15 protein-coding genes are annotated in these 24,732 nt (G+C 38.0%); 8 read left to right on the top strand and 7 right to left on the bottom strand.

What is annotated here, in order from left to right:
* Positions 1-27: 27 nt before the first annotated feature.
* Positions 28-1,629: a bifunctional aspartate transaminase/aspartate 4-decarboxylase gene (locus ASC84_RS07865; protein ID WP_056513354.1), complete on the bottom strand. Its 1,602-nt coding sequence runs from the start codon at positions 1,627-1,629 to the stop codon at positions 28-30.
* Between the two features lie 54 nt (positions 1,630-1,683).
* Positions 1,684-3,369 carry an aspartate-alanine antiporter gene (gene aspT / locus ASC84_RS07860; RefSeq protein ID WP_056513351.1) on the bottom strand — a complete coding sequence of 562 codons (1,686 nt, stop codon included), beginning with the start codon at positions 3,367-3,369 and terminating at the stop codon, positions 1,684-1,686.
* 536 nt (positions 3,370-3,905) lie between these two features.
* Between aspT and ASC84_RS07855 the strand changes: the two genes are divergently transcribed.
* Entirely contained in the window at positions 3,906-4,436 is a 531-nt protein-coding gene (locus tag ASC84_RS07855) for an ESPR domain-containing protein (RefSeq protein ID WP_056513349.1), read from the top strand.
* Between the two features lie 54 nt (positions 4,437-4,490).
* Here the strand turns inward: ASC84_RS07855 and ASC84_RS07850 are convergent, their stop codons facing one another.
* Both ASC84_RS07850 and ASC84_RS07845 read right to left on the bottom strand, forming a co-directional pair.
* The gene (locus ASC84_RS07850; RefSeq protein WP_056513346.1) at positions 4,491-5,552 is read right to left on the bottom strand and encodes an alpha/beta hydrolase; all 1,062 of its coding nucleotides are present in this window, start codon (positions 5,550-5,552) and stop codon (positions 4,491-4,493) included.
* 441 nt (positions 5,553-5,993) lie between these two features.
* A complete protein-coding gene (locus ASC84_RS07845) occupies positions 5,994-6,803 on the bottom strand; it encodes an IclR family transcriptional regulator C-terminal domain-containing protein (protein WP_056513343.1) in 810 nt (269 codons plus the stop codon).
* 137 nt (positions 6,804-6,940) lie between these two features.
* Between ASC84_RS07845 and pobA the strand changes: the two genes are divergently transcribed.
* The 3 genes from pobA (at position 6,941) to ASC84_RS07830 (ending at position 9,997) form a co-directional block, all read left to right on the top strand.
* Complete coding sequence (pobA, locus tag ASC84_RS07840) at positions 6,941-8,173, top strand: 4-hydroxybenzoate 3-monooxygenase (protein WP_056513342.1); 1,233 nt, start codon at positions 6,941-6,943, stop codon at positions 8,171-8,173.
* Positions 8,174-8,610: 437 nt separating this feature from the next.
* Entirely contained in the window at positions 8,611-9,045 is a 435-nt protein-coding gene (locus ASC84_RS07835) for a hypothetical protein (RefSeq protein WP_056513339.1), read from the top strand.
* Between the two features lie 271 nt (positions 9,046-9,316).
* Positions 9,317-9,997 (top strand): GntR family transcriptional regulator, encoded by a 681-nt coding sequence (locus ASC84_RS07830; RefSeq protein WP_056513336.1) that lies wholly within the window; start codon positions 9,317-9,319, stop codon positions 9,995-9,997.
* A gap of 65 nt (positions 9,998-10,062) precedes the next feature.
* On the opposite strand, the gene ASC84_RS07825 is transcribed toward ASC84_RS07830, so the two are convergent.
* Positions 10,063-11,007 (bottom strand): PDR/VanB family oxidoreductase, encoded by a 945-nt coding sequence (locus ASC84_RS07825; protein WP_056513334.1) that lies wholly within the window; start codon positions 11,005-11,007, stop codon positions 10,063-10,065.
* A 12-nt stretch (positions 11,008-11,019) separates the two neighbouring features.
* Positions 11,020-12,096, bottom strand: coding sequence for an aromatic ring-hydroxylating dioxygenase subunit alpha (locus tag ASC84_RS07820; RefSeq protein WP_056513331.1), 1,077 nt, complete (start codon positions 12,094-12,096; stop codon positions 11,020-11,022).
* Between the two features lie 648 nt (positions 12,097-12,744).
* On the opposite strand from ASC84_RS07820, the gene ASC84_RS07815 reads away from it, so the two are divergent.
* Positions 12,745-14,091: an MFS transporter gene (locus ASC84_RS07815; RefSeq protein ID WP_056513328.1), complete on the top strand. Its 1,347-nt coding sequence runs from the start codon at positions 12,745-12,747 to the stop codon at positions 14,089-14,091.
* A gap of 32 nt (positions 14,092-14,123) precedes the next feature.
* Entirely contained in the window at positions 14,124-15,407 is a 1,284-nt protein-coding gene (locus tag ASC84_RS07810) for an OprD family outer membrane porin (RefSeq protein WP_056513326.1), read from the top strand.
* A 227-nt stretch (positions 15,408-15,634) separates the two neighbouring features.
* Here ASC84_RS07810 and dsdC read toward each other — a convergent pair whose 3' ends face one another.
* Complete coding sequence (gene dsdC / locus ASC84_RS07805) at positions 15,635-16,558, bottom strand: DNA-binding transcriptional regulator DsdC (RefSeq protein WP_056513518.1); 924 nt, start codon at positions 16,556-16,558, stop codon at positions 15,635-15,637.
* Between the two features lie 370 nt (positions 16,559-16,928).
* On the opposite strand from dsdC, the gene ASC84_RS07800 reads away from it, so the two are divergent.
* Both ASC84_RS07800 and ASC84_RS07795 read left to right on the top strand, forming a co-directional pair.
* Positions 16,929-17,858: an OmpA family protein gene (locus tag ASC84_RS07800; RefSeq protein WP_056513323.1), complete on the top strand. Its 930-nt coding sequence runs from the start codon at positions 16,929-16,931 to the stop codon at positions 17,856-17,858.
* Between the two features lie 74 nt (positions 17,859-17,932).
* On the top strand, positions 17,933-24,511 hold the full coding sequence (locus ASC84_RS07795) for an Ig-like domain-containing protein (protein WP_056513321.1): 6,579 nt from the start codon (positions 17,933-17,935) through the stop codon (positions 24,509-24,511).
* Positions 24,512-24,732: the final 221 nt, after the last annotated feature.

Below are 24,732 nucleotides of genomic sequence, written 5' to 3'. Positions count from 1 at the left end.
TTAAACAAATACTTAAGCTATTCATGCTTATTTATTCTTTTTGCTGGCTTTTTTATATTCCAGATAGGCTTCTTCAGCAAATTTTCGTAATGAAGTCCCGATTGCTGCATATTGGAATTCATTTAAGTTGGCTAGCGAGGCGCGTGCAGAAGGGTGTTGAACACCAAAACCTGAACCTGGAAGTAGTACTACACCTGTCTCATCAGCAACTCGGAAAAGTAATTCTGTTGGATTCTTATTTTTCATCACCCAATCAGCAAATGCATCACCATATAGTTTTCGCGAGGTATTTTCTAAATTGACCAAGGTATAGTAATCAACGGCATTCGGATCTTGCGGAACTTCAACGCCAAGCTGTCTATAAAGCGCAGCATCACGTTCTCGAACCACAGATTTCACTGCTTTTTTATAGCTTTGACGAGAATCCATCATATTAAATAAAGCAAAAAGAACCATTTGTACTTGTTGAGGTGTGGATAATCCAGCCGTGTGATTTAAAGCAACATTACGGCTATCGGCAACAAGGCGATCAATAAACTTAATACTAGATGGATCTGTGGTGAGGGATGAGTAACGTTCTTCGAGTTCTTTCTTGTCTTTTTTAGAAAGCGCCGCAATTTTTTTATCTAAAATATTATGATTACTCAAGGCAATGACCCCAAGTCTCCAGCCAGTTGCACCAAAATATTTAGAGAAAGAATAAACCAGAATGGTATTGTCAGGGCAAATTGCAAATAAGGATTTAAAGTTATCTGCAAATGTGCCATAAACATCATCTGTTAAAATAATCAGGTCAGGACGTTTTTTAACAATATCAGCCAAAATCGCTAAACCTTCATCACTCATTTTAACCGAAGGTGGATTGCTTGGATTTACCAAGAAAAATGCTTTAATCGATGGATCTTCTAATTTGCGTAATTCTGATTCAGGGTATTGCCAACCAAGATTAGGATCAGCCTTGATGAGTACTTCTTCGAGCTGATAATCATTGAGTTTTGGAATTTCGAGATAAGGGGTAAAAATAGGCGAACCTATGGCAATACGATCACCATGTGAAATAATTTTATTTTCTTTTAATGAATTAAAAATATAAGCCATTGCAGCTGTACCGCCTTCCACTGCAAATAAATCGAGTTCCTCTTTAGGCATACCTTGTACGCCCATTTCACGTAAAACATATTCTTTAATAATCTTTTCGCTGACTCTTAGCATTCGATCTGGGACAGGATAATTACAGCCAAGTATACCTTCGACCATTTCGAGTAAGAATGCATCGGGATCAAGTCCCAATTGGTCACGAACATAAGAAATCGCTTTACCCAGAAAAACAACACCTGGCTTGTCACGATTTTCTAGGATGAAGTGGTCAAAGCGTGATTGCAATCCTTCCGCACGAGGAAATCCACCAAGTCCTTCTGGCATATAGGAAAAAGAAAATTCTGATTCAGTGGCAGAAAATAAACCCAATTGGAAAAAGGCACGCCGTGGAACAGTTGCAAGAAAGTTTGGATTTCCTCGTCCCGCATTGAGCATCATACGATCGGTATGGCTTTGTGCTAAAGCAATTAATTCATCTTTGAGTTCAAATGGGCTAAGTTTTGCATATTTTGAATAATCAACGTTCCCCATGGGAAGTCTCCTTAATTATCTTGAAGTGAATGAGTTTGAAATTTATAAAATTATTTATGCCAAACCGACGATTAGAGGGCCAAGCAAGGTTAAAAATACATTTGCGAGTGCATAGGTAATCGCAAATGGGACGGTCGGAATTGAGTTTCCAGCTTTGTCGAGTACGCCACCAAAAGCGGGGTTTGCACTGCGTGAGCCAGTTAATGCTCCAGCCATTACGGCGACATTGTTATAACGGAGTACATAACGGGCAAACAGCATTGAAAGAATCAGCGGTACTAGTGTGACCACCACTCCGATCATAAACAGGGACAAGCCACTTTCTTTAATGGTTTGAATGGCCTGTAAACCTGATTGCAAACCGACAGCAGCAACAAAACCAGCAAGACCTAAATCTTTGAGAAGTTGTGAAGCGGCTAAAGGCATATTGCCGTGGACTTGGTTACGGCTACGTAGCCAACCAAATAACAGACCTGATAACAGCGCACCGCCACCTGCACCAAGGGTTAAAGGAACATCACCAATACGGACAACAAATAGGCCAATGACTAAACCAACAACTAAACCTGCACCGTGGAAAATCCAGTCTGTTTTTAAGCTTTCTGGTAAAGCTTTACCCGCCTCTTTGACTAAGCGCTCAAGATCACTTTTAGTTCCATATACGGTGACCACATCGCCTTGACGCAGGACCGTATCATCACTTAAAGCTTGTGCTTCACTGTTACGTTTAATTGCAAGTACATAAATGCCATGCTTTAAATAATCTGGTGTATTAGCTTTGATATCTCCAAGGGTACGGTTGGCATATTTTGAGTTTCGTAATATGACATCTGTGGTGTCCATGATCATTTCCATGCCTTGTGAGGATTGCAACTCAGATCCAATAAACTCGGCAATGGAAACGATACTTGCCCTGCGACCAACGACCAGAACAACATCATCTTTCTGTAAGGTAATTTCTGGCGCAACATCAATAAATTGATCTTTGCGTTTTAATCGTTCAATGGTGACGCTCGGTACTTGTGTTTCGAGTTCGGCAATGGTGTGTCCTGATGCTTGTTTGACTTTGTAAATACGACCAACAATTTCAGGCATAGCCAATTCTTGACCAGGTGCCAGTTCAAATGCACCTTTTAACTGTTCCGCTTGCGCTTTTAAGGCATCATCATGAATTTCTCGTCCCATAAATTTTGGCAAGATATTCACACAGACAATAATTGCGCCTAGAGAACCAAAGATATAGGTCACGGCATATCCAATCGCAACATTGGCTTGAAGTTTTTGAATTTCTGCAAGTGGTAAGTCTAGACGAGAAATTGCATCGCCCGCCGTACCAATAATCGCAGATTGGGTCATCCCACCTGCAGCTAGACCTGCGGCTAAGCCTTTATCTAGATTAAAGATTTTTGCCATGACTAAGACCGTAATGAGTCCACATACAGCCATAAAAATAGCCAACAAAATTTCTTTAATGGATTGTGGTCCAAGCGATTTAAAAAACTGTGGGCCACTTTCAAAACCGACTGCGTAAATAAATAAAGCAAAAAGAATCGCTTTTACACCATTGTCGATTGGTACCCCAATAAGACTTAGAATAACAGCGACAAGTAATGATCCTGCAACACCACCAAATTGAAACTTTCCAAATTGAAATTGACCGATCCAAAACCCTATTGCTAAGGATAAAAATAATAGGATTTCAGGACTATGTTTTAATTCACCTTGTAGCCATTCAATCATTTTACGGCCCCACCTTTATTATTTAATCTATATTTGATTATGAATAGAATGTTCATTTTTTTACGTTAAATGGAAAATACTATATCAATCGAGGTTGTGTAAAACACTCATATTTAAAATATATTATTTCATTGTTTTTTTATTCATTTTAATAATATGAAAAATATATAGAATATTAAATTTTACTTAACTGAATAAAAATTCTAACCTTTATTTTGTGCTTGAATTTCTTATTTATTTCTAATGTAACTATGTTGATTGGTAATTTTTTATTAAAAGTTAATTTATTTAAAAAATAAATTTAATAAATATAAACAAATTCTTTTGTATTTTTAAGGTGTTTGTATCGATGGTTGTTTTATCATAAATTATTGAAAATAATATATTATTTATTTTAATATTGGATATTTGTTTTTCTGGTGTTAGCAAAGTGTATCGTTTGGTAAACAGTATAGAAAAATATAAATATATTGTGCATTTTATTTGAAAAGTAATTAATAAATCAAAACATCATTATAAATTTAGGTATATATATCATGAATAAAGTGTATAAATTGGTCTGGAATACTGCAATAGGGAGCTGGGTTGTAGTTTCTGAAATTGTAAAAGGTAATAAGAAATCGAAAATTAATAAAATTGTGAAAGGTTCGATGTTTTTATTATTTATTGTTAATTCAAATGCTATTTTAGCGCAAGATATTAACGAGAGTTTAAATGTAAATGGTAGTTTAACTGCAACTGGAGATGTAGTTGCAAATGGTGTTTCATTAACAATAGTAAATACTGATTTAAATCAAACAAAAAATGATTTAAATACCCTTGATGATCAAGTTAATAATACCTCTACGGGGTTGGTCACTAAGGTATCACAGGTTGATTTTGATAGCTTAAATAACCAAGTGAATGATTCAAGCACAGGGCTGGCGACGAAAGTGTCACAGTCGGATTTCAATAGCTTGAATAGTCAGGTCAATGATGTAAACACTGGATTAACCAGCAAGGCATCTGCGACGGATTTGAATTCGCTGAAGAATCAAACTTGGAATATACAAAGCAATGGTGGGTGATAGCAGCATTGAGATCTACCAAAAAGTGATGGGTATATTTATATAAAACAACATTTATGATGATGTTTTAACACGCCATTGAGGATAGATCGAAAGGATATAGTCCTGAAATTGTTGTATCACTTTTGGATTGTTTGAACGCTTTAAATAGTCTAAAACACGATCTAAGTAAGCCTCACTGGGTTGTATCTCAAAACCTAAATTTTGACTTAATTGAGCATAATGTTCTTTTATAAGATTGGGATTTTCTGGGATCGCTTTAATATTGACTCGCATACCTTCAAAAATATAACGCAAACCATCAAGATTACCTTTGATTGGTACAGTACCGTGATCTTCACCCTCATACTGGACATATTTATAGTTCAGTTGAGTAAAAGGCTGTTGACTTAAATATTGATTGAACTTTTTGATACCCTTGTAATGGTTGTCTAAACTGTCTGTATTTTCACTGGCACCAACTTGGGTTAAAAATAAAGTTTTATGCTGAAAATCTTGATTGTTCGCTTCCTTAAAACGTTTCAGCATGATCTCATCATCCCACCAAATACTAGGGTCATGGACAATATAGGCTTGGATATTTTGTTGACCATTGAGCATATGATTGAGTGCGGTAATACCTCCAAAAGAATGACCAATCAATATATTTAACCCATTAGTACGATATTTTTTCTCAATATCAGGCATGAGCTCTGATTCTAAAAATTTAAAAAATGCGACATTTCCGCCAGTTTGACCTTCAATCAGTCGTTCTTCATTAATTTCAGGCTTTTGCTTGGTTGGGGTTAAGTCTCGGGCACGATCTGTATTGACGATGCCCACAATGACCATTTCAGGAATCGAAGGGTAAGGTGACTTCGATAATTTTTCGACAATTCCTGTCAAATAATGAAAGTTACTTTCGCTATCTAATAGATAAATCACAGGATATTTTTGCTTGGGATATTTGCCATATGTAGCAGGGAGATAGATCTGGATTGGTCTTTTTTCATTTAAAATAGCGGAAGATATGTTTTGTGTTTCTCCAATACGAATGCTGTTATCTGCAAAAGTATGTATTGAAATTTGCATGATCAACATGCCTAGCGCCAAATAGAGAGAAGTTTTCTTCAACATGAAAAATGACCTATTCGATAACAGTGATGTGATTACCCCAGTCGAGTAAACTTATTGATTGCTCAAGTATGGGTACTGATGATTTACAGAAAAATGAGATTAAATTCAGTTCAGGTTTAATTGTTGGCTGATAGTGCTTTTAGCAGGAACAGGTGTTTTGCAGCATCTGTTTGTATTTTTATAACTGACCAAAGTTATAGAGCTGAGTACACGATTTGCTATTGGCTGAATAAGAATAGATTGGATCATAAAATTGATTTTTATAAATATGCGAATAATAATTATTATCTTTTAAGTTGGTGGTAAAAATCAATATGGATCTATATGTTTTATAAATTTATGTTGCTTTGTACAAGCATACTTACAGACTAAAAAAATATTTGAGTTCTATTGATATGTCGGCTGAAAGATTGGCTCCCATTAAAATTTATTCAGCGTGTTTTAAACCATACTCCTTAACTCATAGGCTGTATTTCTCAGTAAAGGCAAAACTTGCTGAATCAGCTGTTCTTCAGTGACACGATGTGTTTGTGCAATACAGTTTAATGCAGCGACGGCTTTGCCTTGTGCATTTAATACTGGGACTGCAATCGCAATAACCCCTAATTCATGTTGTTCTTTTGATAGACAATAATCTTGTTTTTGAATCTCTGCCAATACTTGATAAAACTGGACTTCATCTTGAATGGTATAAGCGGTGAGGCGCTTCAAACTATATTTATTTACCCAGTGTTTTTGTTCTTCTAAATTTAATGCTGCCAATAAAACCTTGCCTGTTGAGGTTGCATGTGCAGGCAAACGATTGCCCAAATGCATCCCATAAGGACTGAGGCGTAAATTATCGTGTTGAGGTAGGTAGCTTCGGGCAATTGGAACGACTTCATGTTCATCTAAAACCACCAGTGAAAAAGTCAGACTGGTTTGTGCGCTTAACAGATTGAGAATAGGTTGCACAACTTTAGGCAGATGTGCAGAGCTTAAATAGGAGCTCGATAAGCGTAATACTTTGTGAGTTAACCAAAAGTAGTGATCATCAGTTTCTAAATAACCTAAATATTTTAAAGTGCGTAAATATCTTCGTGCCGCTGTACGGCTCAATCCTGTGCGCTCCGCAATTTGAGTCGAATTGAGTTTTTGACGATCAACTCCAAAGGCTTCAAGCAAACTCAGTCCTTTGGCGAGTCCAGCGATGTAATCGTCTTGCTTAATGGTTTCACCTGAAACCTCGTTCTCAATTAAATCGTATCTCATCGTTCATCCATTCCTGATTATAATTTTATGGCCGATATACGGTCATTGTTGCCACTATACGGCGATTATCCAGTTTTCACCATATCAAAAAGAGATCAAAAAAATTAATTTAATGGTCAGGATATGGAGAAAATGTTATGGAAAATTTAACCACGCAAGTGGCGATTATTGGTTCAGGCCCAGCTGGGCTATTGCTTGGACAACTGTTGTTTAAAGCAGGTATCTCGCACGTGATCATTGAGCAACGCAGTGCTGAATATGTAGCTGCACGTATTCGAGCAGGGATACTTGAACAAGTATCGGTTGATTTATTGAAGCAAGCGGGTGTGGATGAAAATCTAAACAAGTTTGGCTTAGCGCATGATGGTATTGAAATTTTAACCAATGGCTTAAAGCATCGTGTGGATTTATCTGAGTTAACTCAGGGAAAGCAAGTTACGGTTTACGGACAAACGGAAGTCACAAAAGATTTAATGCATGCACGTGAAGCGGCTGGTTTGTGCACTTACTACGAAGCAGAGAATGTGCAAATTCATGATTTTGAGCAAAACCCTTATGTTAGCTTTCAGCAAAATGGTCAATCGTACCAGCTTAGATGTGATTTTATTGCAGGCTGTGATGGTTATCATGGAGTCTGTCGTGCAAGTGTGCCTCAAGATAAAATCAAAACTTTTGAAAAAATTTATCCATTTGGCTGGTTAGGTGTACTTGCAGATGTTCCACCTGTTTCAGATGAATTGATCTATGTGCAGTCAGAACGTGGTTTTGCTTTATGTAGTATGCGTTCAAAAACCCGTAGCCGATATTATTTGCAAGTTCCAGTGACGGATCACGTTGATGAGTGGTCTGACCAACGATTTTGGGATGAGTTAAAAAATCGCCTTGATGAAGAAAGTCGTAAAAATTTGGTTACAGGCACTTCAATTGAAAAAAGTATTGCACCTTTACGCAGTTTTGTGACAGAGCCAATGCGATTTGGGAAACTATTTTTAGCAGGAGATGCGGCACATATCGTTCCACCGACTGGGGCAAAAGGTTTAAATTTAGCTGCATCTGATATCGCTTATTTGTCAAATGCCTTAATTGAATTTTATCTCAATGGTTCAGAACAAGGCATCGAGGAATATTCTGAAAAATGCTTAAAACGTGTGTGGAAAGCAGAACGTTTTTCATGGTGGATGACGCATTTATTACATCATTTTGAAACGGAAAGTGAGTTTGATCATAAAATTAAGCAGGCTGAATTGAGTTATATTTTAGATTCACATGCGGGTTTAACCACATTGGCTGAAAACTATGTGGGTTTACCTTATGAAATTAAAACATTTAATGAGATGCAGGGTAGTCGTTCAGACTTGGTTAGTCATTAATTTTGAAAAATAGAAAGTTACCTATTTTGAGCAAGGTTTTTAAATCTTAATTAAATATAGGTGACTTTTTTGTTGCTAACCAAATTAAACGCAAAATAAAAAGCTTGATCTTCATGTTTATGATTAAGCTAAATTTAAAATGATATGGTTTTATTTAAAGTTTTTTTTAAAAGTATTTTAAGCAACTTTTTGATAAACAATGAAAAGATATAGTTAAGAAAAGGATACTAAGATTAGAAAAAAGTAGTGTGATTGTTCATAAATAATGCGATAAAAAATACTGGAATTTTGAGATTTAAAAAACAAATGGTTCTGGATGTTACAAATTATTTTATAAAAATAAATACTTAAGAATGAGAAAATACCAAGAATTGGGTATTTTTTTACCAATTGGAAAATAATAATTTATTTACTCCATAACTCAAAGAGTAATTAAAATGACTAATTTAAATATTTTAAGTATTGATCAAAATGAAGAGTACATTGTGGTTTCCCTTAAAAATAATGAGGGTAAAAGCTATGAGGTTGGCTATCCAAAATCTGCAGGATATAGCTTAGAACTAGTGACAAATACATTGAATAAAAAGCAAATTGATAAAGTTGAAGGAAGCCGTTGTGAGTTGAAATGGGAAGTCAATGTAAAACCAGGTTATACATCGGATTGCGCAAAAGCATTAGGTATTGCTGAAGGGAATGTAATAGGCGGTATCAGTAAGATATATCAATGCCGCATACAATTTCGTAATACAAAAGGTTGGGGATTTACATTTTATGATTTAAGTGGTGATGACTATAGTTGTTCAACCGTTTTAAATGGATGGCACTATATTGATTATAATTCTAGCGAGCCTGCAATCATCGCTGTTGACTAATAGAATTATTCTCCTACGTAATTGATATGTCAAAGATTTGATAAAAAAGCACACGTGTTGCTTTTTTATCAAAGAACTGCATCAATTGAGAGGGGATCAATAGTTATAGTTAAGGTTGAGTTTAATACTAAATAGGTTTTATGCCTGTAATGTAACTTCGTAAACCAAAACATTAGCTTCAAACCAAATAGATTCAAATCGAAAATTTGTTTTCATTTTATAGATGAACTTGTTAGCATCAAAGGGTATTTTTGATAGCGTGTGACAGTGAATGTCTTCAGGTCAACAAGTTTTAATTAAACTTAGAAAAATGATTATTGCTGGAGAGCTAGAGGGCGGTGCCAGAGTAGCAGAGATCCCAACGGCTGAGTTGCTTGGGGTGTCCAGACAGCCTGTGCGTATGGCATTTCGTTTGCTTGAGCAAGAAGGCTTACTGATTAAAAATCCGACTCGAGGTTATACGGTTCGAGAAATTTCAGAAAAGCTGGTCAATGATGCACTTGAAGTACGAGGTATCCTTGAAGGACTGGCAGCTAAAACCATTGCAGAACAAGGTTTGACAGAAGAGCAGAAAAAAACACTACAAAATTGCATTGTCGAAACAGAAAAACTTTTTGATGGAAAAACTGAGTTTGGTGATCATGAACTGGAACGTTATCATCACTTTAATGTGATTTTTCACGATACCATTATTCAAGGTGCACAAAATGTTGCGCTGATCCAAGCCTTAGCCAAAAACAATCAATTGCCCATGGCCTCGGCCCAAGCCATTACTTATGACCAAACTCAGGCACTTTCAGAATATCGTCGTTTACATTATGCCCATCTACAGCATTGTTCAATTTACGATGCCTTAATACATAGACAAGCCGGGCGTGCTGAAACATTGATGCGTGAGCATAGCAGTGTTGTGGTTTTGGGCGAGACCTTAAGAAATGTGTTGTCTCAATAAAACCGAAATGAAATATCAACAGACCCTAAGCAGCTCTTTTAATCGAATCAAAGGGTTGTTTTTCATTAGAATTCAATCAGCAAACTTGTAGATTTTGCTCGGGAACAGCAGGGGGTAAACTGGTTATTTAATGCATGTTCTTCGTCAGTCATAAATACATCACGGTGATCTGGAATTCCTGCAAGCACACGCGTGATACAGGTTCCGCAAATACCTTGCTCACAAGAAATAGGGACATCAAAGCCGTTTTCAATTAAGGCTTGGGTTGCTGTTTGATGAGGCTGTACTTCAATTCGACGGTCAGTGCCTTTGATTTCAATGGTAAAAGCTGCATTGTTAGATGTCTCTGACTTTTGTGCGACAAAGTGTTCTTGATGTAGCTGCTCTGTCTGCCAGCCCATGTGTTGAGCTGACTCCATCACAAATGCCATAAAACCTGCTGGCCCACAAACATATAAATGTTTATCGGATGCGTTCTGCTCCAAGACTGATGACATATCACATTGAGTTTCTGGTTGATCTTGAATATGAAAATGAATCTGACCTGTAAAGTGTTCGGTTAAATTTCCATAGAAGGCAATCATTTCATGACTACGTACAAAATAATGCAATTCAAATGGGATCCGCTGGGATTTAAGTCGATAAGCCATTGAAAGAATCGGGGTAATACCGATACCGCCTGCAAATAAGATTGCCTTTTGGGTATGAGGATGAATTTCAAATAAATTACGTGGTGTGCCAATACGTAATTGATCACCTTCACGGTACTCGGTATGCATACAACGAGAACCACCTCTGGAATGCTCATCATGCAAAACACCAATCACATAACGATGTTTTTCACGACAACAGTTTGAAAGTGAGTATTGACGCGTTAAGCCATTTTTGAGATGTACATCAATATGTGCACCTGCCTCAAAGCTTGGAAGGGCAGAACCATTGCTTGAAATCAATTCAAATGCTCGAATTGATGGAGTAAGTTGATGAATTTTATCAATAACAACGTCCATGTTTATTCTCCTTTAAATCACCCGAATATTTGGAAACTTATGTTTTGTTGTTTCAGGGGTGAGCGTACTTTCTTGTGCCAGTAATCGGTCAATCACTTTACGTGACTGTACGCCACCAGCATCGATATTTAGCATCAGTAACTGGCGATGGGGATTTCGCAAAATATTTTGTTGCTGCTGTTCCAACATTTCTAAATCTTCGGTAAAGATTTTGCCTTGACCTTCGCGGATGAGATCGGTGAGGGTCGGGTTATCTTGTTGAAAATTACGTGCCATTCCCCAAAAATACCAATGTGAGGTTTCTGTTTCAGGGCTAATAAAATCAACCACGATCGATGACACTTTTTTATCTTTGGGGGCATGATATCCGCCATGTCCAGCATGAGCGACACCCACTTCAATATGTACGTTACTTGGAGCAACGAAGTGGCAGCGTTGCCAACGATCTACAGCAACATCATCTGCTAAATTATTACAACGAAGTGCCATTTGCCAAAATGGGGGAGCGATGACATTTTCGATATAACGTTCAGTAATGACATGATCATCATCGACCTTGGTGATAGGAAGGGCTTCATCAATTTCTTTTTGCCCAATACTGCTCGAATGAACATAGGTTTCATGGGTCAGATCCATAAGGTTGTCAACCATCAAACGATAATCACAATGGATATGGAATAAACCACCGCCATAGCTCCACTCAGGATGATCTGCCCATTCTAGTGTTGGGAGTTTGGACTCATCAGCCAAAGCTTGATCACCAGGCCAAACCCAAATAAAACCAAACTTTTCTACAGCAGCATAGCTCTTATTGCAGGGGAAACCGTTTACGCGTTGAGCTGGCATAGAAATGGTTTTTCCTTCGCATCCCATGACTAAACCATGATAACCACAAACTAAATTGCCATCTTCTACATAGCCTAATGATAATGGGGCGCCACGATGTGGACAAAAATCTTCAACAGCAGCGACTTTATTTTCTTTACCGCGATAGAAAACAATTTTTTCACCACAGATGGTGCGACCAAGCGGCTTTTCTTGGATATCTTCAGGATAGCAAGCAACATACCATGCATTTTTTATAAACATTTGTGATGACTCCTTATCACTTATTGGATCCAATTTATATCAACACAAGTAAACGGTCAATCCATAAAATGATCATTTTTGATCATTAAATTCTTTGATTTAGGCTTAGTTATTTTGTTTTTATCGACATTTTGCTGTTTTCATTTAAAAAATATCTCTACGAGATTTATGTGGTTATTTGTACTTTTATTTATATTTTGGATCCAGTTTGTATTTTTTGTTGAATGCTTTTCTCGTTGCGAAAACTGAAATATTTAAAAATAAGGGGGTGGGCTTTTTAATATCCTCAATAAGGTCACTTACTTAGACGGGGTTAAATGAATAAAATGGATCCATTTTTGTGTAATTTTCAAATACGTATATCCGTTTTTCATTCTTTTAATTTAAATATATTGAGTTAAATCATGTGTTTTTTTGACTTTTAATCTTATTTTTAAAATATTTTTTAATAATGCTATTGATTTTTTGGATCCAATTAATCAAGATGAAATAGAGCAGGACGCTCCAAAAAAATATTCTTGTTCAAAAACGAGTTTTAAAAATTAAATTATTCCTCTAGGTAATTATGGATACGGATATGCATAACCACCCAGCGACGCAGCTCAGTAATGTCGTGTGTGTATCTGATCCAAATTGGGAGATACACAAATGGAAAGAGATGTTCTTCGTGAGATAAGTCAAAATAAAATGAGCCGATATCAATGGTTCGTGATTTTGATTTGTGTTTTCCTCAATATTATTGATGGTTTTGATGTCATGGTTATGGCATTTACCGCACCTTCAGTTTCAGCGGATTGGTCGCTTTCTGGTGCTCAAATCGGTTTGTTATTAAGTGCTGGTCTATTTGGTATGGCTGCTGGTTCGATTTTTCTGGCACCACTTGCTGATAAAATAGGTCGCCGTTTACTGATCTTAATTTGTTTGGTGATTGCTGGAATCAGCATGCTGGCATGCGCTTTTGTGAATAGTCATAGCATGTTGGCAGTCCTCCGTTTTGTCACAGGGATTGGGGTTGGCGGTATTCTTGCCAGTAGCAATGTTTTGGCTAGTGAATATGCCAATACGCGCTGGAGAAGTTTCGCGGTAAGTTTAATGTCTACAGGGTATGGGATTGGTGCCACACTTGGTGGGATATTGTCACTGACACTGATTGAACATTTAGGCTGGCGCTCGATTTTTCTTGCAGGTGGGATCACAACTATTGCAATGCTGTTGGTGAGTATATGGTTATTGCCTGAGTCCTTAGATTATTTGTTGGCAAAAAGACCGCAACAAGCGTTAGCGCGAATGAACTCAGTGTTACAGCGTATGGGCTTAAATCATCTGGACGCCTTACCTGATTATGCAAAAAGTGATGCAAAGGGTGGCGGAGATTTTGCTAAATTATTTGGTGGGCAACAGGGCTTTCAAACATTGTGTCTATGGGGTGCTTTCTTTCTCGTAATGTTTGGCTTCTATTTTGTAATGAGTTGGACACCGAAAATTTTAATTTCAATGGGAATGTCGGCTGAACAAGGGGTTACCACAGGTATTTTAATTAGTATTGGCGGGATCTTTGGTGCAGCAATTATTGGTTTGCTAGCATCCCGTATCAAAATCTTCTATGCCTTAAGTCTATTTCTAGGACTAACTGCCGCATGTGTGTTTTTATTCGTGGCTGTCTCGGCCCAAGTGAGCGTGGCATTGATAGTTGGCCTATTACTTGGAACGCTGATTAATGGCTGTATTGCAGGTTTATATTCTATTTCACCTACAATTTACGATGCCGATATTCGTAGCCGTGGCGTAGGCTATGCCATCGGTTTTGGCCGTATTGGTGCCATTTTATCACCAACAATTGCAGGCGTTTTTTTAGATAAAGGTTTAGCGCCAGCCACACTTTATGCATATTACGGGGTGGTATTTATTTTGGCAATTGTACTTATTTTAATGTTAGGTAATGCATTTTATCGACATAAAAATGAAGCAGCCTATACGCTTAAAACAACAACTTAATCCTCTAAAAATTAAATAGTTGAGATAAAAAAATGAAAAAAACATCCTTGTGGGTGTGGGTATACTTTTGCCCATTATTTAGTGTTCTGGCGCATGCCGATTTAGTGACAGACAGCAGTGCAGAGCTAACGCTTAGAAATTTTTACTTTGACCGAGACTATAAACAAGATCCATATCCTTATACTGCTGCGCGCGATTGGGCACAAGGTATTATCTTTAATGGTCAATCGGGCTATACCGATGGAACAGTTGGTTTTGGTGTTGATGTATTGGCAATGGCTGGATTTAACTTAATTGGAGATCGAGCCGATGACTATGCACGGAGTAACTTATTACCTGTAAATGCAGATAATTCACGAGATGATTATTATGGGAAAATAGGACTGACTGCCAAAGCAAAATTTAAAAAAAATGAGCTTTTTGTGGGGGATTTGGTTCCACGATTGCCCACGATTTTTTCTTCACCTGCGCGTTTGTTTCCTCAAACTTATCGAGGTGCTCGGTTTGTTTCCAATGAAATTACAAAGTTACAATTGGAAGGCTTTTATGTAGACCAAGTGCGACAACGTGATTCGATCCATTATAGTGATGTTGGTATTGACAATATCAATCGCCGTTTTGATCAATCAGCAACAACAGATTACTTCTATAGTTTTGGTGGTGCTTATCAACTCGATGATGCGTATCGAATACGTGCTTATCAGGCTGAACTGCACGATATCTACCAACAGCAATTCTTGGGTTTCAATGGCAAACAGCCTTTAAATGAACAGTTAACTTTTTTAAGCGATGTACGATTTTTCAATAGTCAGGAGGCAGGTAGACAAAAAATTGGTCATGTAGATAACCAGCATTTAAGTGGATTATTTGGTTTAAATTATCAAAACCATACCTTGTCTTTGGGTTATATGCAGGCTTTTGGTTCGACAGGTTTGCCATTTTTATCGGGAACAGAAAGTCCTGTGGTGCTTGATTTTATGAGCTCGGATTATTCCAATAAAGATGAGAAAGTCTATTCACTGCGTTATGAATATGATTTTAAAAATGTAAAATTAGCTGATATTTCTCTTAATGGACTGCGTTTTATGACCCGCTATGCCAAAGGGCAAGATATTGATTTACTTAGTTATGGCGATAAACGATTTAAAGAAGAATCGATGGAGCTGGATTTAGCTTATAAAATCCCAGAAGGGAAGTTGAAAGGCTTAGGCATGCGAGCACGTTTTTCTCATTACCGAAATGATATGCCAACCAATATGGTCTTTCACTCAGCCAATGAAACTCGTTTAAATATAGATTATAGCTTTAAGTTCTAAGGTTTCTGTATTACTAAACGGTTCTTTGATTTAAAGAACCGTTTTTTTAATTTAGTCTAATGGTGAAAAGAATTTGTATAAAAAATCTATGTTTCGTCAGAGTGGATCAACGATATCTTTCTGACGATTTTTAAGTATGTGAATATAAAACCATTTAAAAGCAGAAGGTACTCGATTTATAAATGAGTACAACATTGATTTGATCATGATTTTATCGGCCAGTCATTTTAGTCGTGACTCATGGTTTGATTTTTGAGCCATAGACTAAAGGCCTCAATTTTTGGCCAGTGGCGATCTTTCAATGAAGTGATATAGTAATGTTGCTCGCAGAGTAAAAACTGATCGGGGAATGGTGTGATTAGTTCGCCATTTTTAATGGCTTTTTCAACCAATCGTTTTCTTCCCATTGTCACTCCAAGGTTATTTTTGGCAGCAATTGAGGCGAGATCTGAGCGATTGAAGTAAAGCGCTGAAGGGGTATCAATATTGATATTAAAATGTGCGGCCCAACTGTCCCATTCACCCGTTCCTGTCTTATTACACCATGCATGACTGTCGTGAAGTAAAGTACACTGGTTTAAATTCTCCCAATTGTCTACAAGGTTGAATTTTTTAGCATACTCAGGACTACATACAGGTAAAATATGTTCATCCATTAAGTATTGATAATTCAATTGCGGGCAGGGTTGATTATCAAAATAAAGCGCTAAATCTATCCCTTCTCGTTGTAAATTAACATTTTCATTGCCAGTCAAAATTGATAATTCAATAAAAGGATAGCGCTGTATAAAGTCAGATAGTTTGGGAACCAACCAATTTTGTGTAATCGATGGCCTAGCATAAATCGTGAGTGGCCCAGATAAAGTTTGATTTTGGATGGCCTTAATTTCAGTATTGAGATGGTCTAAAGACGATTGCAATGCCCAAAAAATGTGCTTACCTTCAGCAGTGAGTTCAACTTTACGGTGTAAGCGTAAAAAAAGTTTTATATTGAGTTCTTTCTCTAATAAATTGATTTGGTGGCTAACAGCACTTGGCGTTAAACATAACTCTTTTGCCGCTAATGAAAAAGACTCATGCCTTGCAGCTACTTCAAATGTATGAAGTTTAGATAATTGAAAACCTGTTAATGACTTATCTAAGTTCATCACTTTATTGCTCGCTGTCATATATTTTATAATTCATGTGAAATATTAAATAAAAATTTTAAAATAGATACTGCTATCTAAATCAAAATATATTTAAAGATCAATATTTAACCTTATGTTTTTTCAGATGAATTATTTTAACCCAAAAGCAAATTTTTATCATTTGACGTATTAATCCTAATTCATTATTTTTGCGTACCTTAAATATTAAACCGTGAAATATGTCACGAAAAAACGTGTTTTTAAGCAGCCTTACTGAAATTTAAAATATTGGTCTCGCTGTCTAAAAGGTTTTTATGTGCAACCTCTACGAAGCTTAAACGTTTCGTTATAGAGGTTTTTTACTTTTAAATTCTGTAAGGAACAAATTTTAATGATGGTCACAAATAAAGGCTTGTTGGTCACAACACTACTCCTCAGCTCAATCTTGTCTGGATGTGCTGTAAAAGGTGGTAGTAATGGTACGGCTGTTGAAAAGTGGCATAACTTTGAAAATCAAAAAATCAATGAAAAAGTAAATAAGAATAAAGCAAATGTTGTTTTCGTTCGTGATGAGAAAATTGAGGGAAAAGCGGTAAATATTTTTGTAGGTGGAGAATATTTGGCTTCATTGTTACCCAATGCTTATAAAGAGCTTGAAGTTTGTCCTGATAACCAAAAGTTGGTTGCAATTGAAACGGATGTCAAAGATCGCTATGCAAGCAAAGAAAAAGGCGGGCAATACTATAATTTACCTCTCGAAAAAACGACCTATTTACGTGTGAGTCTGGATCAGAATGGGCAGACTTATTTCTTAGCAATGAATGAGGATGAAATTAAAAAAGCTCAGCAGCATTTAAAAGAACAAGTCCACACCTTGCCACGTGTTGATCGCGATTTAAAGTGTAAGCCTACCGTTAAAATGTTGAAGAAATTTACATTACAAGCTGGCGCTTTGTTTCAGTTTGATAAATCAGATGAAGCAAATATGTTAACTCAGGGTAAACAAGAAATTAAGGATGTTGCAGATGCCATTCGTAGTGAAACAGCCGGGATAAGCCATATAGATGTTATTGGTTATACAGATCCAGACGGTACGGAAAGTTATAACCAAGTGTTGTCAGCACATCGTGCGCAAAGTGTAAAAAATATGATGGTAAATTATGGTTTATCTGCTGATTTAATTGCTGCCGAAGGCCGTGGTAAAACAAATTTATTGATCACAGATTGTTCTGAAAAACACACTCAAAATCGTACTGCGCGTTTGACATGTAATCAGCCCAATCGTCGAGTTGAGATCCTTCTTTATGGTACTCAGCCGTAATTACGCTTCATTTCAAAACTTAGTATTTTGATTCTATTAATTAATGCTTAATTATTGAAATTAAGGAAATAAACGTGACTGTAAAGAATATTGTTCTCAAAATTAATGCTAAAAAATCAACACTCGATACCTTGAATATTGAAGGTGGTGAGTTTGGTCGTGGTTCTCAAGGTAAACCATTAAAAATTGCTGCAAAAGCAAATGTTCATTATGAGTTTACTGATAAAGAGACTTCATTTGGGCCAGAAAATATTGCGACTAAACGCCATGATAAGGATTTGTGGATTAGTTTCGAAGGTGGGGATGTTGATCAGCCAGATCTGATTATTGAAAACTATTATGCTGCAAATGGTGAGTTGGGCTATTCAGAAGGGGAGTCTAACTTACTGATCGGTCAGCATGAAAATGGCAAATATTACCCTTATGTCCCAGAAAGTGCAGAAAAAAGTGATGCCGTGAGTTTGCTTGCGGATCAAGTTGAAGCTGGTCAGGCTTTAGGTGGTGAAGAAGTTGCAGCATTTTGGGCCTTTAATCCATTATGGCTATTGGCTTTGGTTCCGATAGCGGCAGTGGCTATTGGTCAAGGTCATGATAACAATAAAAAATCTCCTGTAATTGAACATCCTCAGCATGTTCCTATCGCAGAAAAAGACAGTGCTGAAACCAAAGAAAACACACCTGTGATCATTGATGTGACTTCAAATGATAGTGACAAAGATGGTGATTTAGATCCAAGTACGGTGGTGATCAGTAAACAACCGCAGCATGGTACTGTCAGCATTGATCCAATTACAGGTGAAGTGACTTATACCCCAAATAAAGGTTATGTTGGTCCAGATACATTTGAATACACCGTCAAAGACAAAGCGGGGAATGTTTCTGATCCAGCGACTGTGGTAATTGATATTACAGCTAATCCAGTTGCTATAGATGATAGTGCTGAAACTAAAGAAGACACTCCAATTATTATTGATGTGACTTCGAACGATACTGACAAAGATGGTGACTTAGATCCAAGCACGGTGGTGATCAGTAAACAGCCACAACATGGTACTGTCACTGACAAAGATGGTGACTTAGATCCAAGCACGGTGGTGATCAGTAAACAGCCACAACATGGTACTGTCAGCGTTGATCCAATCACAGGTGAAGTAACTTATACCCCAAATAAAGGTTATGTTGGTCCTGATGCATTTGAATATACAGTCAAAGACAAAGCTGGGAATGTATCTGATCCAGCGACTGTGGTAATTGATATCACCGCCAATCCTGTTGCAGTTGATGATAGTGCTGAAACTAAAGAAGACACCCCAATCATTATTGATGTGACTTCAAATGATACCGATAAAGATGGTGATTTAGATCCAAGTACGGTGGTGATTAGCAAACAACCGCAGCATGGTACTGTTAAAGATGGTGATTTAGATCCAAGTACGGTGGTGATTAGCAAACAACCGCAGCATGGTACTGTTAGTATTGATCCAATCACAGGTGAAGTAACTTATACCCCAAACAAGGGTTATGTTGGTCCAGATGCATTTGAATATACCGTCAAAGACAAAGCGGGGAATGTATCTGATCCTGCAACTGTAGTGGTTGAAGTGAGTGCAAATCCAGTCGCAGTTGATGACAGTGCTGAAACTAAAGAAGACACGCCAATCATTATTGATGTGACTTCAAATGATACCGATAAAGATGGTGATTTAGATCCAAGTACGGTGGTGATTAGCAAACAACCGCAGCATGGTACTGTTAGTATTGATCCAATCACAGGTGAAGTAAAAGATGGTGATTTAGATCCAAGTACGGTGGTGATTAGCAAACAACCGCAGCATGGTACTGTTAGTATTGATCCAATCACAGGTGAAGTAACTTATACGCCAAACAAGGGTTATGTTGGTCCAGATGCATTTGAATATACAGTCAAAGACAAAGCGGGGAATGTATCTGATCCAGCGACTGTGGTGATTGAGGTAAGCGCAAATCCAGTTGCAGTTGATGATAGTGCTAACACCAAAGAAGACATCCCAATCATTATTGATGTGACTGCAAATGACACTGATAAAGATGGTGACTTAGATCCAAGCACTGTGGTGATTAGTAAACAACCACAACATGGTACTGTCAGCGTTGATCCAATCACAGGCGAAGTGACTTATACCCCAAACAAGGGTTATGTCGGTCCAGATGCATTTGAATATACAGTCAAAGACAAAGCTGGCAATGTTTCTGATCCTGCAGCTGTAGTGGTTGATATCACCGCTAATCCGGTTGCGGTTGATGATAGTGCTAACACCAAAGAAGACACTCCAATTATTATTGATGTGACTTCGAACGATACTGACAAAGATGGTGACTTAGATCCAAGCACGGTGGTGATCAGTAAACAGCCACAACATGGTACTGTCACTGACAAAGATGGTGACTTAGATCCAAGCACGGTGGTGATCAGTAAACAGCCACAACATGGTACTGTCAGCGTTGATCCAATCACAGGTGAAGTAACTTATACCCCAAACAAGGGTTATGTCGGTCCAGATGCATTTGAATATACAGTCAAAGACAAGGCTGGCAATGTTTCTGATCCTGCGACGGTGGTAATTGATATCACAGCCAATCCAGTTGCGGTTGATGACAGTGCTGAAACTAAAGAAGACACCCCAATCATTATTGATGTGACTTCAAATGATACCGACAAAGATGGTGACTTAGATCCAAGTACGGTGGTGATTAGTAAACAACCACAACATGGTACTGTCAGCGTTGATCCAATTACAGGTGAAGTGACTTATACCCCAAACAAGGGTTATGTCGGTCCAGATGCATTTGAATATACCGTCAAAGACAAAGCTGGCAATATCTCTGATCCTGCAACTGTAGTGGTTGAAGTGAGTGCAAATCCAGTTGCAGTTGATGATAGTGCTGACACCAAAGAAAACACACCTGTGATCATTGATGTGACTTCGAATGATACCGATAAAGATGGTGACTTAGATCCAAGTACGGTGGTGATTAGCAAACAACCGCAGCATGGTACAGTCAGCGTTGATCCAATCACAGGCGAAGTGACTTATACGCCAAACAAGGGTTATGTCGGTCCAGATGCATTTGAATATACCATCAAAGACAAAGCTGGCAATGTTTCTGGTCCAGCGACTGTAGTGGTTGAAGTGAGTGCAAATCCAGTTGCAGTTGATGATAGTGCTGAAACTAAAGAAGATACCCCAATCATTATTGATGTGACTTCAAATGACACTGATAAAGATGGTGATTTAGATCCAAGCACGGTGGTGATTAGCAAACAACCACAGCATGGTACTGTCAGTGTTGATCCAATCACAGGCGAAGTGACTTATACGCCAAACAAGGGTTATGTCGGTCCAGATACATTTGAATATACAGTCAAAGACAAAGCGGGGAATGTGTCTGATCCTGCAACTGTGGTGATTGAGGTAAGCGCCAATCCAGTTGCAGTTGATGATAGCGCTGAAACTAAAGAAGACACGCCAATCATTATTGATGTGACTTCAAATGACACTGACAAAGATGGTGACTTAGATCCAAGTACAGTGGTGATCACGAAACAGCCTCAGAACGGGACTGTTAGTGTTGATCCAATCACAGGCGAAGTGACTTATACGCCAAACAAGGGTTATGTTGGTCCAGATGCATTTGAATATACAGTCAAAGACAAGGCTGGCAATGTTTCTGATCGAGCGACTGTGGTAATTGATATCACAGCTAATCCAGTTGCAGTTGATGACAGTGCTGAAACTAAAGAAGACACTCCAATTATTATTGATGTGACTTCAAATGATAGTGACAAAGATGGTGACTTAGATCCAAGCACTGTAGTGATCACGAAACAGCCTCAGAACGGTACTGTTAGTGTTGATCCAATCACAGGTGAAGTAACTTATACCCCAAACAAGGGTTATGTTGGTCCTGATGCATTTGAATATACAGTCAAAGATAAAGCTGGCAATATCTCTGATCCAGCGACTGTGGTAATTGATATCACCGCCAATCCTGTTGCAGTTGATGACAGTGCCGAAACCAAAGAAAACACGCCAATCATTATTGATGTGACTTCAAATGACACTGACAAAGATGGTGACTTAGATCCAAGCACGGTGGTGATTAGCAAACAACCACAGCATGGTACTGTTAGTGTTGATCCAATTACAGGCGAAGTGACTTATACCCCAAACAAGGGTTATGTCGGTCCAGATGCATTTGAATATACAGTCAAAGATAAAGCTGGGAATGTGTCTGATCCAGCGACTGTGGTAATTGATATCACCGCTAATCCAGTTGCAGTTGATGATAGTGCTGAAACCAAAGAAGACACCCCAATCATTATTGATGTGACTTCAAATGATACCGACAAAGATGGTGACTTAGATCCAAGTACGGTGGTGGTCACGAAACAGCCTCAGAACGGTACGGTCAGCGTTGATCCAATCACAGGCGAAGTAACTTATACCCCAAACAAGGGCTATGTTGGTCCAGATGCATTTGAATACACAGTTAAAGATAAAGCGGGGAATGTTTCTGATCCTGCAACTGTGGTAATTGATATCACTGCCAATCCAGTTGCAGTTGATGACAGTGCTGAAACTAAAGAAAATACACCCGTAATTATTGATGTGACTTCAAACGACACTGATAAAGATGGTGACTTAGATCCAAGTACGGTGGTGATCACGAAACAGCCTCAGAACGGTACTGTCAGCATTGATCCAATCACAGGCGAAGTGACCTATACCCCAAACAAGGGTTATGTCGGTCCTGATGCATTTGAATATACAGTCAAAGACAAAGCTGGCAATGTATCGGATCCAGCTCACGTAACTTTAGATATAAGCCCTACAGGTACCTTAACCGAGATACTCAAAGAAGCTGATTTAGGAGATGGTTCAACAGCCGCTGTTGTAAATGGTGAATTGAGTTTAGATAACCCTAGTAATGCTGACATTAGCGATATCTTAATGACATTGCCAACAGTGGATGTCACTTCTGGTGGTGAGACAATAAACTGGACTCAAACAGCAAATGGCGGCTTAGTTGGAACCACGCCAAGCGGTCAAGAAGTGATGTCGATTACTTTGGGTACACCAGTGACCAGCAATGGTAAAACCACAATTCCTTATGAAATTGGTCTTAAAGCGCCAGTGGATCATGTTGGTGAGAACAGTGAACGTTTAGATCTTGATTTTGGTATCAATACCAATATTGGCGATGCTAACCTCATTATTACTGTGGAAGATGATAAATCAGTAGCAGCGCCAATATCTGTAGTTGCAGATGGTGAGACGACTTTTTATGCGAACGTGATCATTAGTCTGGATCTCTCTAGCAGTATGGGTGCAAGAGATAGCGGTATTCCAGATCCGGTAAATGGTGGCGAGAAAATGCGTATGAACGCAGCTGTCGAAGCGATTGAAACGATGCTAGATAAGTATCAGGAGCAACTTGACAGTGTAGCCCCAGGTAATGGAGACGTGAAAGTGAATATTATTGGCTTCTCAAAATTAGCCAAGCATCTTTCGCTACCTGGTCAAACAGATACATGGGTGTCATTAGACGATGCCAAGAAAATTGTGAAAGGATTATATAATTTTGGCACTCGACCAACAGATATTGGTGTAGATACCAATTACGATGCGGCTTTACAAGAGGTTATTCATAGTTATTTGAATAATCAAGGTGCTGGTCCAGTTGTCGGTGTGGACGGCGCGAAGGTGAACAATAGTTTGCTCTTTGTCAGTGATGGTATTCCAAACTTTGGTAATGGCACTGATGGAGTACGTGGTATCCAACCAACGTCACCATCAAATTATGAACCAGGCAATCAAAATATCGATATCGGTGAAGATAAGTGGACAGCGTTCTTAAAAGAACAAAACATAAAATCTATTGCGATTGGTATTGGTCCTCAAATGGATGAGGGTGCAGATTTCTTAAAACCAATTGCTTTCGATGGCGAAAAAGGCACCAACAAAGATGGTTCGAGTGACATTATTATTTTAAAAGATATGTCTGATCTCGGCGGTATTATGTCTGAGTTGGTTCCAGAAGCTACTGATACTCAGGGGTCTATTCGTACGGATGATGTGGGCAATATTGTTTCATCTTTCGGTGCCGATGGTGCTGGTCAGTTAATCATTCAGATTGATGGGTATGACTATAATTATGACTATGCAACAAACCAAATCACCAGTAGCAATAGCAATGCGGATATTTGGCAAGATGCTGGTAATGGTGTACTGATGGTGAAAACAGAGATCGGTGGTAGCTTTAAATTAAATATGTCAGCAGATAAGTTTGGTGACTTTAGCTATAACCCAGCTTCGACTCGTCCTGTAGGTAAAACCCAAGAAGAATTTACATTTACGCTTGTCGATAAAGATGGCGATAAATCTAGTGATAAATTGCTCATTGATATTCAATTAATTCCTGAGGCAAGTGCCAGTAAAACAGCACTGAGCATGAGTAATCAGTTGGATCATTTAGAGGTTTTTAATGCAGTTGGTCATACTTTAGATGGCTTTGCCAATACGCCAAATCCAGCCGAAGCTGTGAATACAAACCATATCAATGTCTCACAACATTTAGAGCAACTCAGTGTTGAGCAGCCTAACTTAATTTAAGTCTAATTAAGCTGCACAAAAAGCATTTTCTACATTCTGTAGTGAATGCTTTTTGTATATTTATCTGGGTTTTTTAGTGTGGTTTGGCATGCACGTGATGGTGCTATAGCACATTTAAATAATACTTCAATGCAAATTTATTAAAAATACAGTTAAAACAAATGGTTATGTTTGTAGCCATTGATTGTATTTCTGGTAGCCGATAGAACTCATCAATGCAA

It is taken from the genome of Acinetobacter sp. Root1280 (assembly GCF_001425285.1).
GTDB lineage: Bacteria > Pseudomonadota > Gammaproteobacteria > Pseudomonadales > Moraxellaceae > Acinetobacter > Acinetobacter guillouiae.
Note: the sequence above shows the minus strand (reverse complement) of the source record. Positions and strands in the feature narration are given on the sequence as shown.

Coding starts and splice junctions, on each gene's coding strand:
- ASC84_RS07865 (WP_056513354.1), bottom strand. CDS start 1,629: ATGGGGAACGTTGATTATTCAAAATATGCAAAACTTAGCCCATTTGAA.
- aspT (WP_056513351.1), bottom strand. CDS start 3,369: ATGATTGAATGGCTACAAGGTGAATTAAAACATAGTCCTGAAATCCTA.
- ASC84_RS07855 (WP_056513349.1), top strand. CDS start 3,906: ATGAATAAAGTGTATAAATTGGTCTGGAATACTGCAATAGGGAGCTGG.
- ASC84_RS07850 (WP_056513346.1), bottom strand. CDS start 5,552: ATGTTGAAGAAAACTTCTCTCTATTTGGCGCTAGGCATGTTGATCATG.
- ASC84_RS07845 (WP_056513343.1), bottom strand. CDS start 6,803: ATGAGATACGATTTAATTGAGAACGAGGTTTCAGGTGAAACCATTAAG.
- pobA (WP_056513342.1), top strand. CDS start 6,941: ATGGAAAATTTAACCACGCAAGTGGCGATTATTGGTTCAGGCCCAGCT.
- ASC84_RS07835 (WP_056513339.1), top strand. CDS start 8,611: ATGACTAATTTAAATATTTTAAGTATTGATCAAAATGAAGAGTACATT.
- ASC84_RS07830 (WP_056513336.1), top strand. CDS start 9,317: ATGTCTTCAGGTCAACAAGTTTTAATTAAACTTAGAAAAATGATTATT.
- ASC84_RS07825 (WP_056513334.1), bottom strand. CDS start 11,007: ATGGACGTTGTTATTGATAAAATTCATCAACTTACTCCATCAATTCGA.
- ASC84_RS07820 (WP_056513331.1), bottom strand. CDS start 12,096: ATGTTTATAAAAAATGCATGGTATGTTGCTTGCTATCCTGAAGATATC.
- ASC84_RS07815 (WP_056513328.1), top strand. CDS start 12,745: ATGGAAAGAGATGTTCTTCGTGAGATAAGTCAAAATAAAATGAGCCGA.
- ASC84_RS07810 (WP_056513326.1), top strand. CDS start 14,124: ATGAAAAAAACATCCTTGTGGGTGTGGGTATACTTTTGCCCATTATTT.
- ASC84_RS07800 (WP_056513323.1), top strand. CDS start 16,929: ATGATGGTCACAAATAAAGGCTTGTTGGTCACAACACTACTCCTCAGC.